Source organism: Pantoea sp. GW821-FHT03E06, from assembly GCF_059420725.1.
Genome location: NZ_JBWKUG010000001.1, coordinates 2684119 through 2699190 on the forward strand (window position 1 = coordinate 2684119; position 15072 = coordinate 2699190).

Here is a 15072-nt window from a genome sequence, read left to right on the forward strand (position 1 = left end):
CACTTTCTATTAGTTTAAAGAAAAAAATTTTTGCTATTTAAAAATTGAGGCAGCAGTATCAGACCACTTGGTAGATTTATACTCAAATTTAATTCGTTCTTCACGTTCATGTATTGCACTTGGATTCTCAATAAAATATTTTATCTTATCTGCCCATCCAAGCACATCCCAAGGGTCAATGTAATCCAAAAGATCTCCAGCGACTTCAGGAACTGATGCAGCTGAAGAAGCTAAGCAATATTTACCAAAAGCTAAGCTTTCAGCTACAGGCAATCCCCACCCCTCATATAATGAAGGATAAACGGTAAACCAACATCTTCTATATAGCTGAGTTAACTCAGGATCTGATACATTGTTCAACTGTATGATCTTGCCCTTAACTCTGGGATCAAGGTGTAAATCAGTAATAAAGTCATTCATTCCCCAACCAGGCATACCGACAAATACTAATGTAGGGATGTTATCAACTTTTTGGTCTATCAGCCTTGTATACGCCTTATATAAAACCTCATGATTTTTACGTCTTTCTATTGTTGAAACAAACAATATATATCTTTCTTCTAATAAATTTTTAACATCATTTGAAATTTCAGAATCATTTTCAATTTCAGGAAGTTCGCAGCCTAACTTAACAATAGTCAGTTTGGGAACAGGTGTTCCTAGCTGTTTAAGTAATTCATTTAAATCATCGCGTGAGCATTTTGAAATACAAAATATTTCATTAGCACACCAGGCCACATTCGAAAAATAATGAGCAAATTTCCCAGCAACATCCCCTACGCAAAGATGTGGTAATTTTACAGGTATTACATCATAGCAGAAAAGCTTAACTTTTAAGTTTAATTCTTTTTTTAACTCATATAAGTATTGAAAGTCTTTTTGATCCCAATCCAGTCCAAGAGAAATATATTCATCATTTTGACAAAAAGGATATTTAGCACCATCACTTACCGTGCTTCCAACATTCTGAAAATGAGGAACTGATACATTTGGTTTGAAAAATTGCTTAAAAGCTAATTTACCATGTCTTAAAGAAGTTAATAAGCTATTAGCAGCAACCCGACGTGGTAAAAGGTAGTTTATAACTTTACGCTGCATTCGGGTTGGCAGCAGCCTTATACATTTTAAGACCGATGTTTTGCATTTAGTCTTAAAATCAACTTGTTGGACTACGATATTTTGCGAATCAATTTCTTTTTTCTTAACATGCCCATTAATTCTTTCAATAGTCTGTTCAACAAGTAATCTGTTAATTTCATAATACCCTTTTGAAGGGGTATACGCACAGAATTTAATACAATTCGATGAGTGCATTTTTAAAGCAAATGTAGCACATTCAACCTCTGTTCTAACAATACCAACAGCAGATCGTTGCCAGCCTAAAATTGTTGTGACATCAATCCAAGTATTATGCATTTACAGAGGCCTCATAATAATTCTGAACATCAGAATACAACTTGTCTAATGTTTTATCCCAAGTTAAGTTTTCTAAATTGACACGTTCTTGTTGTTCTAAAACTGGCTGCGGATTAGAAAGTACTTTTCTTGTTACCTCGAAAAATTCCTCTGGTGTTCGAATCACATTCACGCGTGGGCTGTCAGAGTATTTTTCGAAGCCTCTAAAGGAAGAAATCGTACCAATGATTGGTTTTCCTGAATAGAGGGCTTCAGCTGTTTTAAGATTTGAACCACCGCCATGTTCAATGGGCAGAAAATAGGCATACGCTCTATTTTTTACCTCTGCAAGATCAGCATCATCAAGTACATATAAAAATTCAAGACGACTCATATTAATGCTGGCCCACTTAGATTTTAATACTTCTTTGTAAATATGTTCACATACACTTCCAGCGATTACAAGCTTACTATCAGGCGGAATGCAAGCTAAGCTTTCGCCAATAATTTTATTAAAACTAGTAAAGTTTGGTGGATGAGCACTGGCTATATAGAGTAGCCAAGGTGCTTTGGGTAATCTCTTTTCCCACTTATCGGTTAAGATATTTGATTCCCAAGGTTCAATACCGTTTGCAGCGAGTTTTATTTCTCTACGATGCCATTCCCTCATGAATTCAACATCACATTCAGTGACAGCTGCTACAATATCGGCTTCAAGCACAGCTTTCAGTTCAAGAGCTTTAATATCCTGAATAACGTCATCCCTATCGTTGACATGATACTGTTCTAAAATTTCATCTTTTAATATGTATTCAATATTTTGCGAGCCAAACACTACAATTACATTCTTATACTTTGGCAGTGATTTTATTTTTCCAACTAATGGCCAAAGCCAACACTGTTCCACATGTATTATATCTATCTGCGGTGGAAGGTTAGCAATTATTTTATCTAAACCATCATCCTCTGATATTGCAAACTGTCCTGTTAACAGATCATTAATTAGTGGGACATACTTCCCTTTATACATTCTATATTTTGAGTCAACTGGGAATGGAACATCATAAGCTCCAAGCTCATCACCTAAATAGCTTTCTTGTTCATATACTGCAATTGAACGAGTTGTCCAACCATTTCTCTCAAATTTTTTAACAAGTTGATGAAGTCTAATCTGTCCACCGTGCCTTGGCTTAGAAAATGGATATGTACTTAAAAAAAGAATACTCTTCATTTCTTATTTCCTTCTAAGAAAAAACTTCTTAAGTTTCACATTTATTTTCCAAGCAAAACTAGTTTCAAACTTTTTCATTTCCATACGCAACTTGTTAAAATTTATTTTAGTTGCATCCAACTCATTTTGCAAAGTAGTATGAATTACATTTAACTCTAGAAGCTTTTTATCCAAGTTCGCCACTGTATCCTTGAATGAATTAACCTCATTTTCTAAAGATTTTATTTTTCCATCCTTTATTATTTCTTTATTTTGAATGAAATTATCGAAAACATTTGGAGGAAATCGAAAGTGGTGTTTGAGTTCATTGTGCTCTTTCGCAAGATAGAACCTGTTAAGACCGTCATAATAAACACATGCATAATCATTATTACTAAGCATATATTCCCAATCAACAAAGTTTTCCTCCTGAGATAGCGGTACTGTAGATTCTACTACAATTATCCACGGCCTGACCCCCTCCCAGTTCATACCTAGTAATACATTTTTCTCGAGGCCTTCAACATCAATTTTTAAGAAATGAATTTCTTGTCCTTTGTGAACATACCTTTGCATTACTTCAGCCAGTTTTTTTACTACTACTCTTTCGGAAAAACTTTCGAAACCTAATTCAGTATGTTTTTTAGCAATATCATCCTTTAATGTTGATAAACCAGTATCATTAATAAAGTTAATCTCACTAAATCCATCAAAGTCCGAAATTGCGATCTGCAAATTAATATCACGCTTACGTTCTTTTAAATATAGCTCGGCAAATGAAGGATTAGGCTCAATATTGATACCAGTCCATCCCGAATCATAAAAATGTTTAGTAACTGAATCATGCTCAGGCCACGCTGCCCCAACATCAATATAAAAACCATTCTCAATGTGCTTAAGAGCACGCCATAACATCACATCTTCATAGTTCTGAGCATAGCTAATCACAATATTATTGCCTTAATTTTAATCTCAGGATCAATCCAAGCACAACCTGTAAATTGGGTTTTATTAATATTTAAAACATTAAAAACAAGGGCTAAATCTCGCCATTCATAGTTATTTACCAAATGCGTATCAGTACTTACTAACGCTGTTTGTATAGAATAACTACCCGGGCCTAGGTTTGCATCAAAATGTATAGTCAATATATATTTAGACCCTTTCTCAGCGTTATCAATCGGCATTTTTTTGAGTTCAGTATTTGTCCCATAAATAACCTGCCCTAGCCGGTCCTTTATACCATACCCAAAGATCAGCCTTGGAATATATTCATTAACTCTAACCGTTACCTTCAAGCAGACTTTTTCACCAACGTTTAAGAACTCGATGGTTTCACCTTGTTCATTAAGAATTCGAATATCTTCAACAACCGCTTCACCATTTCCAGAAATAGTTTGGATTGAACCATCACTTAATTCTACTTGCTCAATTTTTTGATTTTGTTTGTCTGCAAGAAGAGCATTATAATAATCCATCACAGATTCAGGATCACCTTCCATTTCAAGTTTTCCCTTATTTAACAAAATGGCTCTATCACAAATACTCTGAATCGATTGTTTATCATGTGATACAATAAGAAGTGTCGTCCCTGCCCTACTAAACTCTCTAATTCGGTTAAAGCTTTTATGCTGAAAATAAGCATCTCCAACAGATAATGCCTCATCCACTATCAAAATATCGGGCCTAACGGCGGTTGCAACTGAAAAAGCTAATCTCATTTGCATGCCGCTAGAATAAACTCTTACTGGTTGATCTATATATGTTCCTATCTCTGCAAATTCTTCAATAGCTGGCATTAATCGGGATATATCTTCTAAACTATACCCTAACAGCTGCCCTGACATAATAGCATTTTGCCTACCAGTAAAATCAGGATGGAATCCCATTCCTAATTCCAGCATCGCCGCTACGCGCCCTTCTAGTTTGATATTTCCTGTAGTTGGCTGAGTGGTACCAGTAATCATTTTTAATAACGTACTTTTACCAGCACCGTTAATACCTATTATACCAAGAGCCTCTCCAGCATTCACTTCAAAAGATATATCTTCTAAAACCCATTTTAATTTATGAAAATTTCTTTTACCTGGCAAAAACCACTCAGCCAATCTACTCCAGCGAGTAGGATACTGTTTATATGCTTTTCCTACATTTTTTACTGATATCTTTCCCATTATAATTCATCCACCATCTCACCAGAATGCTTTCGGAACAACTTCAACCCGATAACACACAAGAGCAATCCAATAATAAAAGCAGGTAAAAGTTGATAATATTGAGGGATAATTCCCTTAACAAGGATATTTTGAGCTGCAGTAATTACTCCAAACATTGGATTAAACGATAAATAGTGTTGAACTTTAGCTGGCAAAATTTGTGCGGGATAGATAATCGGGGTTAGCCAAAACCAGAACTGTAATACTATTCCAAAAAATTGCCCAACATCACGAAAAAACACATTAAGTACACCCAAAGTGATCCCTAATCCTATGGCAAATACCATCATTACAGCAAGCACAGGTACTAAAGCAAAGTAGCTAAACCCAGGGAAATTACCTGAGAATATGAGAAATATTGTAAACAAGCCAAATACGATTGAAAAATTTAGCAGTGCATTACATATAATCGTTACTGGGAGACATAATCGAGGAAAACTAACTTTTTTGAGGAGATTAGCATATTCTAAAAAGACATTTTGGCCGCGCCCCACTACTTCAGCGAAAAGACCCCAAGTTAAAATCCCAGAACATAGATAGATGCTGTATCCAAAACTATTTGAAACGCCGGGCATTCTTGAATGCATCACCTGAGAAAAAATAACAGTATAAACCACTATCATTGATAGTGGGTTCAATACATTCCATACTGCACCTAGGAGTGAATTTTGATATTTAGACTGGAACTCTCGCTTGACGTTGCCTAACACAAATCCACGATAACTCCACAATGACTTAAACAGGGAGGAAATCATTCACAAGCCTCAATTAAATATGAAATGGTTTTTAATTTATCACTAACCAATTCTAAATCTGACTTTGATTCAATATTCAATCTCAATAGAGGTTCAGTATTAGATGCTCTAACATTGAGTCTCCAGTTATCGAATTCGAAACTTAAGCCATCTATATCATCCGACTTAATGGCACTGTTTCCTATTTCATTTTTTAATTCAGAAAGCACACTATTAGAGTCACTCACTTTGTAGTTAATCTCACCACTACAAGGAAACGCCTTCATTCTTTCCTCAACTTGCTGAGATAATGTCTGTCCTTTAACAGCCAACAATTCAGCCACCAGCAACCACGGAATCATGCCGCTATCACAATAGGCAAAGTCACGGAAATAATGGTGCGCGCTCATTTCACCGCCATAAATCGCATCTTCTTCACGCATACGTTCCTTAATAAACGCATGGCCTGTCTTAGACATAACAGGAATCCCGCCGGCTTTAGTCACGACATCAATAGTGTTCCAGGTCAAACGCGGATCGTGAATAATTTTTGCGCCCTGCTCTTTCTTGAGGAATGCTTCAGCAAGTAAGCCTACGATGTAATAGCCTTCAATAAATTCCGCATTTTCATCAAACAGGAAGCAGCGATCAAAATCACCATCAAAGGCAATACCCATATCTGCTGTATGCTCACGCACTGCATCAGACGTATCTTTGCGGCATTCAGGTAACAGAGGATTAGGAATACCGTTCGGGAAGTGACCATCTGCCTGATGATGAACCTTGAAGAAACTAACCGGAGCATTAGCCTGCTGGAAGCGCTTTTCAATCTCGTCAATCACATGACCAGCGGCACCGTTACCTGAGTTAATCACCAGCTTCATTGGCTTTTTAAAATTAGCCAAATCAATGTAACCCATCAAATGATCAACATAGGCATCCAGAACGGAAATCTGCTTATAACTACCACGCTTGGCAGGATCAATTTCTGCAAATTGATTAGCTTCCGCGAGGCGCTGAACATCACGCAAACCAGTGTCACCGCTTATAGGGCGTGCACCTTCACGAACTAATTTCATTCCGTTGTAATTCATAGGATTATGGCTGGCCGTTACTTCAATGCCACCATCAATTCCCAGATGGAAAGTGGCAAAGTAGATCTCTTCTGTGCCACTCATACCAATATCCAGCACATCGGTGCCGGCATCCATTAAGCCATTTGCCAGCGCCATTTTAAGCGGTTCGCTTGTCAGGCGGACATCGCCTCCAACCACAATGGTTTTGGGTTTGATAAATTCGCCGTAAGCGCGGCCAATACGATAAGCGATATCTTCATTGAGCTCTTTACCGAGCTCACCGCGAATGTCATACGCTTTGAAACAAGTCAGTGATTCCATTTTTTCTTATTATCCTTCTTTGCGAGCAAACTGTTCTTTAATCAAGATAAGATCATCATCACCAAGGTAAGAACCAGACTGGATTTCGAGGAGTTCTAATGGAATTTTGCCCGGATTCTCTAACGTATGCTGGTGGCCAATCGGGATGAAGGTCGATTGGTTTTCCGTCAGCAGCAAGGTTTTATCCTGAATAGTAACTTTGGCCGTTCCGGAAAGAATGACCCAGTGCTCAGTTCGGTGGTAATGCATCTGCAGATCAAATGCTTCACCTGGTTTCACCGTAATACGGTTTACGTTAAATCGACCGGTATTTACGATTAAATCGCAGCGTCCCCAAGGCCAATACGTTTCGCGGTGGCGGCGATATTCGCTACGACATTCACGCTTCAGGAATTCGACCACGCGTTTAACGTCTTGTACCTGATCCTTACGCGCAACCAGCACTGCGTCTTTGGTATTAACGATGACCAAATCTTCCACGCCAATAGCAGCGACTAATTGATCTTCGCTATTGATGTAACAATTTTTGGTGTTATGCAGGAAAGTGTCACCTTTGAGCGAGTTGCCTGCAGCATCTTTCTCGTTTACTTCCCACAGCGCTGACCATGAGCCGACATCGCTCCACCCTGCATCAAGTGGCACAACCACCGCAGCATCAGTTTTTTCCATCACGGCATAATCAACCGATTCATCTGGACAGGCAGTGAAGTCTTCTTTATCAATGCTGATGAAGTCGCTGCCTTCATTAACATTAGCCATTGCTCGATGGCAGGCTTCCAGAATATCGGGACGGAACTTCTCAAGCTCTTGCAGATAGCGCTTGGCACGGAACATAAACATACCGCTGTTCCAGTAATATTCACCGGACGCTAAATAATCTTCTGCGGTTTTTAAATTTGGTTTCTCAACAAAGCGCTGCACGCCAAATGGCGCATCTTCGGAACCGGCAATCTGTGCACCACGATGGATATAACCGTAACCGGTTTCGGGGCCTGTTGGCACAATGCCAAAAGTAACTAAATGCCCCTGTTTGGCATATTTAGTAGCCGTTGAAATAGCTTGATGAAATGCCTCGCAGTTTTCGATCACATGATCAGCAGCCAGAACCAGCAGCACAGGATCATCACCCTGCTCAATCGCATTAATGGCCGCGAGAGCTATCGCCGGAGCGGTATTACGGCCGACCGGTTCGAGAATAATGTTGTGTGAAAGTTTGTTGATTTGACGCAGCTGCTCTGCAACCAGAAAACGGTGCTCTTCATTACAAATCACCAGCGGAGCACGGGCTTCCACGCCGTTAAGGCGATTTACCGTTTCCTGCAGCATTGAGTGCTGTCCATGCAAGCTGATGAACTGCTTGGGATAGAGTTCGCGTGAAAGGGGCCACAAACGACTGCCGGTTCCTCCGGCCATGATTACGGGAAGTAACATTCCACAACCTCTAATGTGTCTCTTTTAGACTGCTATATCATTTATCAGCGGGTTATTTTTTCATCAAAAATAAAAAACAGCCACGCTACCGCCCTTGGCTTGCAGCAACCACTTTGCTGTGTAACAAGTCAATCCTGTGCTTTTTATCTCAGACTGTTAAGCGCTCAATTATTCTGCAAAAACTGACTCAGTCTGAGACCACCGCAAATAATACATTTTGTGCTGCCGAATTAACATGGTTATTGTCTCATGGATTAGCCTGGAATCTTCACATTGGCTTATCGGATGAGCTGAACCCAACCAAATGATTCAAAAGAATATAGTCTATTTTTCAGACAATTAAAGCCTCGATAATTTTCATGCTAAAACAGCAAGATGGATAGCGCTGCTGGATATTTTATACTGATTTGCGTTTAGGAGTTTTCCTGCTATCAAAATGATTTTGGCGAATAAATTTCAATCAATTTAGATGCAGGATAAATTATTCAGACGTAAAAAAACCCGGCATTTGCCGGGCTTCTAATTATACATTCAGCTTTACTTAAATCCATTTGGATTCTTCGACTGCCAGTTCCACGTATCGCGCATCATGGCATCAATCCCGCGCGTCACGCGCCAGTCCAGCTCTGTATTGGCGAGACTTGCATCCGCCCAGAACGCCGGCAAATCACCATCACGGCGTGGCTTGAACTCGTACGGAATCGGCTTACCAGACGCCTTCTCGAACGCCTTGATCATCTCCAGCACGGAGAAGCCCACGCCGCCGCCGAGGTTGTAAGCTTTGTAGCCTTCAACCTTCGTCAGATGGTCCAGCGCCTTCAGGTGCCCTTCCGCCAAATCGACAACGTGAATGTAGTCACGCTGTGCGGTGCCGTCTGGGGTGTCATAATCGTTACCGAATACGCCCAGCTTATCCAAACGTCCAATCGCGACCTGTGCGATATACGGCAGCAGGTTGTTAGGAATGCCGCTTGGATCTTCACCGATTTCGCCAGATTCATGTGCGCCAACCGGGTTGAAGTAGCGCAGCGCGATGGCTTTGAAATTCGGGTCGGCTTTCGCGAAATCGCGCATCACGAATTCAACCATCAGCTTAGAGGTGCCGTACGGGCTGGTGGTACCGCCGATTGGTGTGGTTTCCACATACGGCACCGGCGCATCTGCACCATAAACGGTGGCGGATGAGCTGAAGATAAAGTTCCACACGCCAGCAGCGCGCATCTCTTCCAACAGCACCACGGTACCGGCGACGTTGTTCTCATAGTATTCCAGCGGCATGCGCGTGGATTCGCCAACGGCTTTCAGCGCGGCGAAGTGAATCACGGCGCTGATATCGTTGGTGGCAAACAGGTCACGCAGGCAGGCGCGATCGCGGATGTCGCCTTCAACGAAGACGACTTTTTTACCGGAGAGCTTCTCTACGCGATTGATAGCTTCGCGTGAGGCATTGCAAAGATTATCCAGCACCACCACGTCGTCGCCGCGCTCTAACAGCGCCAGCACCGTATGGGAGCCGATATAGCCTGCCCCGCCCGTTACCAAAATAGCCATGTGTACTCCTTTAAAACCGCGCGATGGGCGCGGTAGAGAATGAGAAAGCTTATTTCGCCAGGATTTTCTGGATGGATTCGCGGAAATCACGACCCTGTGCGTTGTTACGCAAGCCGTAAGAGACGAATGCCTGCATGTAACCCAGTTTACGGCCGCAGTCGTAGCTGGTACCGGTTAGCAGTTGCACGTCCACAGGCTTCTTCTTGCTGAGGGAGGCGATAGCATCGGTCAGCTGAATGCGGCCCCATGCGCCTGGCTCAGTACGCTCAAGCTCTTCCCAGATATCCGCAGAAAGCACGTAGCGGCCAACCGCGGTCAGATCGGAATCGGTTGAGCCCGCTTCTGGCTTCTCAACAAAGCTGGTAATGGTACTGATATCGCCTGGATTATCAATCGGCTCTTCGGTGGTCAGCACGCCGTATTCGGTCAGATCTTCGCCCGGCATGTGTTTTGCCAGTACCTGGCTGTGGCCAGTATCTTCGAAACGCGCAACCATGGAAGCGAGGTTGTAACGCAGGTGGTCAGCGGTGGAATCATCCAGCAGCACGTCTGGCAGCACAACCACAAACGGGTTATCGCCAATCATCGGACGCGCGCACAATACGGAGTGGCCCAGACCCAGCGGGTTAGCCTGACGCACGTTCATAATGGTCACGCCTGGCGGGCAGATTGACTGCACTTCGCTCAGCAACTGGCGCTTAACGCGTGCTTCAAGCAGCGCTTCCAGCTCGTAGGTGGTATCGAAGTGGTTTTCCACTGCATTTTTGGAAGCATGCGTGACCAGCACAATCTCCTTGATGCCAGCCGCGACGCATTCGTCAACAATGTATTGAATCATTGGCTTGTCGACGATTGGCAGCATCTCTTTCGGAATGGCTTTCGTCGCCGGAAGCATATGCATACCGAGACCTGCAACGGGGATTACTGCTTTAAGCTTGGTCATATTTATTCCATTTCATGAAGTGAATGCGTGAGGTCGATTATGCAGGATCGGCCGGTCGAGCAAGTATAATCTTAATCTGAAAATCCGACACTAACTCTCTGTCACACCATCAAAAATCGCCATTTTGGCCGGTAAAAACGCCGCAGTCCCAATGGGAAACGGATGCCCTAAACCGCTGAAAAATCGTGAAAGGATTTGTGATGATGAGACCAGAGATTGATAGAAAGGTGTGCCAACATCGCGCCATAAATGGCGCCGCTACGGGCCGTGAAAATGTTGCGTCAGCTGTAGCGGCGCGATTCATCGCGCGTGTTTGAAGTTGATGACTACAACATGCCTTCAAACCACTCCGGCATAATAAACAGATTGAAGTGGTTCACCAGCATCATCAGGCCAACGAACACCACCGATACCGATACCCACTGGCGCGCATAAGGCAAAAAGCGAATGCCAATCACCGGCTTGATGAAGAACGGATGCGCGAAGGCAGAGATCAGCACCTGCGAAATCGACAGCGTCAGCGCCACGTACAGCACATTCGGCCAGATATAGGTCGTCGCAAGAACGGCTACCACCACCAGGCTCGCCACAATGTTCCAGTAAAACTCAACGTTGGTGCGCCCGTTCGCCTGCGAAATCGCGCCGGTTAAGCCGCCCATCGGACGCAGCATGCCAAACAGCAGCATCAGCGGAATCAGATGGTAAACCTGCTCGTGCGAAGCGCCGTACAGCACGCGCACAATCACCGGTGAAAGGATACCAATCGCCAGATACATCGCGCTGCTGAACAGCATGATGACGAAGGTGCCTTTCAGGAACAGCTTTTTCAGCTGCTCGGGATCCTGCTGCTTCTCCGCAAAGCGCGGCAGAGCCAGACGGTTAATCACCGGCGAAACCAGCTTCAGCGGCTGCAGAATCAGCTCTTTTGCCAGCGAGTAAATCCCCAGCATCTCCGCACCCATCACTTTACCGACGATCAGCGCATCCGCCTGAGTACGCAGCTGGTTAATGGTCTGCGAACCGAGCTGATAGATGCCGTAACGCACGGCGCTAACAAAGGTTTTGCCGTCGAATTCCCAGGTGGGACGCCACGATTTCTCGCCGAAGTAGATCATGCAAAGAATGCGCGTAAAGGCATTGATAAAGAGGCCAAGAATCGCTGCGGCGACCGTCAGAGAGGTGAAATACAGCATCGCTACGGTGCACAGGAACGCAAACAGCTTGGTGGCCATCTCAATCTTCGCCAGCGTTACCATGCGTTTGGTTTTCACATAGTGCGCCTGATACTGCGACAAATGTCCCAGCACCAGGAAGTTGAGGCTAGTGAGCATAATCAGCCCCACCAGTTCCGGCAGGTGATAGAACCACGCCACCGGATAGGCAATCGCCAGCATAATCAGGCCAGTACAAAAACTGAGCGAGACGTTCACCCAGTAAATGGTGCTTTGTTCACGGCGATTGATATCCTGACGGTGCACGATGTAGCTGCTCATGCCCATATCCTGCAGCACGGTCGCTACCGCCAGAATCGCATTGATGATCGCCAGTAACCCCAGCTCGTGGGTTTCCAGTTTGCGCGCCAGTACGGCGAGCTGTAACACCTGAAGCAATGCGGCAAAACAGGTACTACCAAACAGCCAAACGGCCTGTTTTTTTAATCCGCTCACACCATGCGCTCCAGAATTTTCGCCAGCTCACCGTAAGCGATGTGCTGATTGAACTCAGTTTCCACTTTCTGCCGCGCTGCCGCGACCACCGGTGCCACATCGACATCACCGCGTGACAAACGCAGCAGCGTCGCCGCCAGCTCGTCCGGATCGTTTTCCGCCACCAGCCAGCCGCTCACGTCATTCTCAATCAGCTCGGGAATGCCGCTGTGATAGGTGGACACCACCGGCAAGCCAACCGCCATCGCTTCCATCAGTGCCACCGGGATGCCTTCCATATCGCCATCCGCCGCGGTTTTGGACGGCAGCAGGAAGATGTCTGCTTCGTTCAACGCCTGACGAATCTCATCCTGCGGTTTAAAGCCCGGCATGGTGACGAACTCCTGCAGTCCGGCGCGCGCAATATGCTCGCGCATCATGCCATCCTGCTCGCCGTTACCGATGATGGTGAACTGGAACTGGCCGCCGTTATTGCGCAGAATTTCACTGGCTTTCACCGCCACATCCAACCCTTTTTTCTCGGTCAGACGCGCCACCGAAACGATACGCAGCGGCTGATGGAACGCGTCGCGCGGTCGGAAGTTAAATTTCTCCGGCTCGATGCCCATACGCGTCACGCGCACTTTTTCCCGCGGGCAGCCCATCTCAATCAGCTTGTTTTCCCACAGGTGGCTGATGGGCAGCATCAGTTCGCTCTGTTTGAACAGGTTGATGTAGTCGAGCTTATGCTCCTCAAGAATATGACGACGTGAAATGTCCGCGCCGTGGAACACTGTCGCCTGTTTGCCTTTCAGCACGCCGAGTTCGCGCAGCTTATTAGCCAGCGCGCCGGCATAGCCAAAGTGCACCAGGAAAACATCGGCGGTGTAAGGCTGCTTAGTGTTGGCGACAATCGCCGGCAGCAGTAATTTGCTGGCCTGTGCGCCATAGCGGCGCACGTTTAGCGACTTAAGTAACGCGCCCTTGGTGATTTTCGGCAGTATCAAACCGATACGCTGCGTCAGCTTATCAAGGTTGGATACCTTCTCTTCCGGCAGTAAATAGTGGGTTTTCGCTGCCAAATTGTAGTCATCGAACGCGGCGTGGCGATTGATCATATCGCCTGGAAACACGGAGATAATCTCCACGTCGTAGCCTGCGTCGATGAAATGCGTCACCTGATTGAGCACAAACGTCTCAGAGGCAACAGGAAAACGCATGGTGAAAAAGGTCAGCTTCATCACTTCACCCCAGGACGTTGAGAATTTCTGCTGTAATGCGGTTGCCAATCTCACGCTCCTGCGCCACCGCGGTATCAACTTTGCGTTTCACATTGTCGTAGTCGGCCAGCACCGTCTGCACTTTATCGATGAGCGATCCATCCATTAGGCTCTGCACATCGGTGGCCATCTGCGGCAGGCCGAGCTGCTTCATTACACCAAGCGACTTGTGCTCATAATTGATAGCCACGGCCGGCGTACCGAAGTTCATGGAGATGATGGCAGAGTGCAGGCGGGTACCAATCGTCAGATGACAATGGCTCAGCAGGATGCCGAGTTCGAGGTCGTTGAATTCGTCCATGATGACATGGTAATGCTCAGGATGCTCGACATGATCGCGCAGCGTCAGCGCCACCATGCGGTCATCTTTGGCGTAGCTGTCGATACCGGTGCAGGTTGAAAATGCAACCACCTGATAACCCTCAGCAATCATCGCATTGATGACGCGCCCAAAGGCAGCTTCATACTCTTTCTGCGTCACGCCAAGACGTTTATCGAACGGCGCCAGTTCACGAACGGTGATGGCAATGGTTTTGCGCGCGCTGATAATTGCCTGCCAGTGCAGCAGATTGTGGCTGGGATTCTCCACTTCGCGAGCCTGCACCAGGAAGGCGGTATCGACGCCCTTCTTCACTTTGCTGGTGGTAACGCCGTCTTGTTTCAGACGATCGTGGCTCACCTCCTCGCGCAGCACCAGGCTATCGACGCGATCGAACACGAAGTTGGCCAGCGCGTTGACGCGTGGGTTTTCAAACGGCCCCACCGAGTGGCCTACCATATGCAGCGGCTTTTTCGCCATCAACGCACAGAGCGCGTGGTCGAACTGCGTGACGCCATACAGATCGACGAAGAACGAGCCGCCAACCTGAATGATCGCGTCATATTGCGCCAGACTTTTAGTGAACGCCGCCAAATGCGGTGGCACCGAAAATGATTTGTACAGGCCGCCTTTTCCCAGATGCGCCATCATGATGTCGGGCATCAGACGGTTCGCCACTTTGCGTTTCAGGCTGCCCACCAAACCCTTGCCAGATTTGCTGTTATGCAGGAACAGGGAATCCTGCTGAATATCCTGCTGCAATAAATAGCCAGAGCTTGTCGGATAACGGCTGATGACATCGATCTGCAAATCCGCGCGCGCAGAGTTGAGTGAATCAATCAGCCCACGTAAAATCGCGCCATCCCCACGATTTCCACAGGTATGGTTTCCTACCAATAAAATTTTCATAAAAAAACTCCGGAAAAATTTTTGTAATTTTTACAAGCCGC

The 15072-nt window shown here is 45.2% G+C and carries 12 protein-coding genes; all 12 read right to left on the reverse strand.

Going from position 1 to position 15072, the window contains the following annotated elements; translation table 11 throughout:
- Positions 1-33: 33 nt before the first annotated feature.
- Positions 34-1416, reverse strand: coding sequence for a glycosyltransferase family 4 protein (locus tag AC07WB_RS12620; RefSeq protein ID WP_097096725.1), 1383 nt, complete (start codon positions 1414-1416; stop codon positions 34-36).
- Positions 1409-2626, reverse strand: coding sequence for a glycosyltransferase family protein (locus AC07WB_RS12625; protein WP_097096724.1), 1218 nt, complete (start codon positions 2624-2626; stop codon positions 1409-1411). Before AC07WB_RS12625 ends, AC07WB_RS12620 begins: the two co-directional genes overlap by 8 nt.
- A gap of 3 nt (positions 2627-2629) precedes the next feature.
- Positions 2630-3553, reverse strand: a complete 924-nt coding sequence (locus AC07WB_RS12630; RefSeq protein ID WP_097096723.1) for an FkbM family methyltransferase — start codon at positions 3551-3553, stop codon at positions 2630-2632.
- Positions 3550-4779: an ABC transporter ATP-binding protein gene (locus AC07WB_RS12635; RefSeq protein WP_097096722.1), complete on the reverse strand. Its 1230-nt coding sequence runs from the start codon at positions 4777-4779 to the stop codon at positions 3550-3552. The genes AC07WB_RS12630 and AC07WB_RS12635 overlap by 4 nt, the downstream gene beginning before the upstream one ends.
- Positions 4779-5573 carry an ABC transporter permease gene (locus tag AC07WB_RS12640; RefSeq protein ID WP_370659817.1) on the reverse strand — a complete coding sequence of 265 codons (795 nt, stop codon included), beginning with the start codon at positions 5571-5573 and terminating at the stop codon, positions 4779-4781. The genes AC07WB_RS12635 and AC07WB_RS12640 overlap by 1 nt, the downstream gene beginning before the upstream one ends.
- Positions 5573-6952, reverse strand: a complete 1380-nt coding sequence (cpsG, locus tag AC07WB_RS12645; protein WP_097096720.1) for a phosphomannomutase CpsG — start codon at positions 6950-6952, stop codon at positions 5573-5575. The genes AC07WB_RS12640 and cpsG overlap by 1 nt, the downstream gene beginning before the upstream one ends.
- Positions 6953-6961: 9 nt before the next feature.
- Positions 6962-8383, reverse strand: a complete 1422-nt coding sequence (locus tag AC07WB_RS12650; protein WP_494940609.1) for a mannose-1-phosphate guanylyltransferase/mannose-6-phosphate isomerase — start codon at positions 8381-8383, stop codon at positions 6962-6964.
- 537 nt (positions 8384-8920) lie between these two features.
- Positions 8921-9934, reverse strand: a complete 1014-nt coding sequence (galE, locus tag AC07WB_RS12655; protein ID WP_494940610.1) for a UDP-glucose 4-epimerase GalE — start codon at positions 9932-9934, stop codon at positions 8921-8923.
- Positions 9935-9983: 49 nt separating this feature from the next.
- The gene (gene galF / locus AC07WB_RS12660; protein WP_345829032.1) at positions 9984-10877 is read right to left on the reverse strand and encodes a UTP--glucose-1-phosphate uridylyltransferase GalF; all 894 of its coding nucleotides are present in this window, start codon (positions 10875-10877) and stop codon (positions 9984-9986) included.
- 326 nt (positions 10878-11203) lie between these two features.
- On the reverse strand, positions 11204-12544 hold the full coding sequence (locus AC07WB_RS12665; RefSeq protein WP_097096717.1) for an MOP flippase family protein: 1341 nt from the start codon (positions 12542-12544) through the stop codon (positions 11204-11206).
- Positions 12541-13764, reverse strand: coding sequence for a glycosyltransferase (locus AC07WB_RS12670; protein WP_097097680.1), 1224 nt, complete (start codon positions 13762-13764; stop codon positions 12541-12543). Before AC07WB_RS12670 ends, AC07WB_RS12665 begins: the two co-directional genes overlap by 4 nt.
- Before the next feature lie 4 nt (positions 13765-13768).
- A complete protein-coding gene (wcaK, locus tag AC07WB_RS12675) occupies positions 13769-15031 on the reverse strand; it encodes a colanic acid biosynthesis pyruvyl transferase WcaK (protein ID WP_097096716.1) in 1263 nt (420 codons plus the stop codon).
- Positions 15032-15072 lie beyond the last annotated feature (41 nt).

Excerpts from the sequence above, each read along its gene's own strand:
- AC07WB_RS12625 (WP_097096724.1), bottom strand. The coding sequence starts at position 2,626 with ATGAAGAGTATTCTTTTTTTAAGTACATATCCATTTTCTAAGCCAAGG.
- cpsG (WP_097096720.1), bottom strand. The coding sequence starts at position 6,952 with ATGGAATCACTGACTTGTTTCAAAGCGTATGACATTCGCGGTGAGCTC.
- AC07WB_RS12620 (WP_097096725.1), bottom strand. The coding sequence starts at position 1,416 with ATGCATAATACTTGGATTGATGTCACAACAATTTTAGGCTGGCAACGA.
- galE (WP_494940610.1), bottom strand. The coding sequence starts at position 9,934 with ATGGCTATTTTGGTAACGGGCGGGGCAGGCTATATCGGCTCCCATACG.
- galF (WP_345829032.1), bottom strand. The coding sequence starts at position 10,877 with ATGACCAAGCTTAAAGCAGTAATCCCCGTTGCAGGTCTCGGTATGCAT.
- AC07WB_RS12635 (WP_097096722.1), bottom strand. The coding sequence starts at position 4,779 with ATGGGAAAGATATCAGTAAAAAATGTAGGAAAAGCATATAAACAGTAT.
- wcaK (WP_097096716.1), bottom strand. The coding sequence starts at position 15,031 with ATGAAAATTTTATTGGTAGGAAACCATACCTGTGGAAATCGTGGGGAT.
- AC07WB_RS12650 (WP_494940609.1), bottom strand. The coding sequence starts at position 8,383 with ATGTTACTTCCCGTAATCATGGCCGGAGGAACCGGCAGTCGTTTGTGG.
- AC07WB_RS12670 (WP_097097680.1), bottom strand. The coding sequence starts at position 13,764 with ATGAAGCTGACCTTTTTCACCATGCGTTTTCCTGTTGCCTCTGAGACG.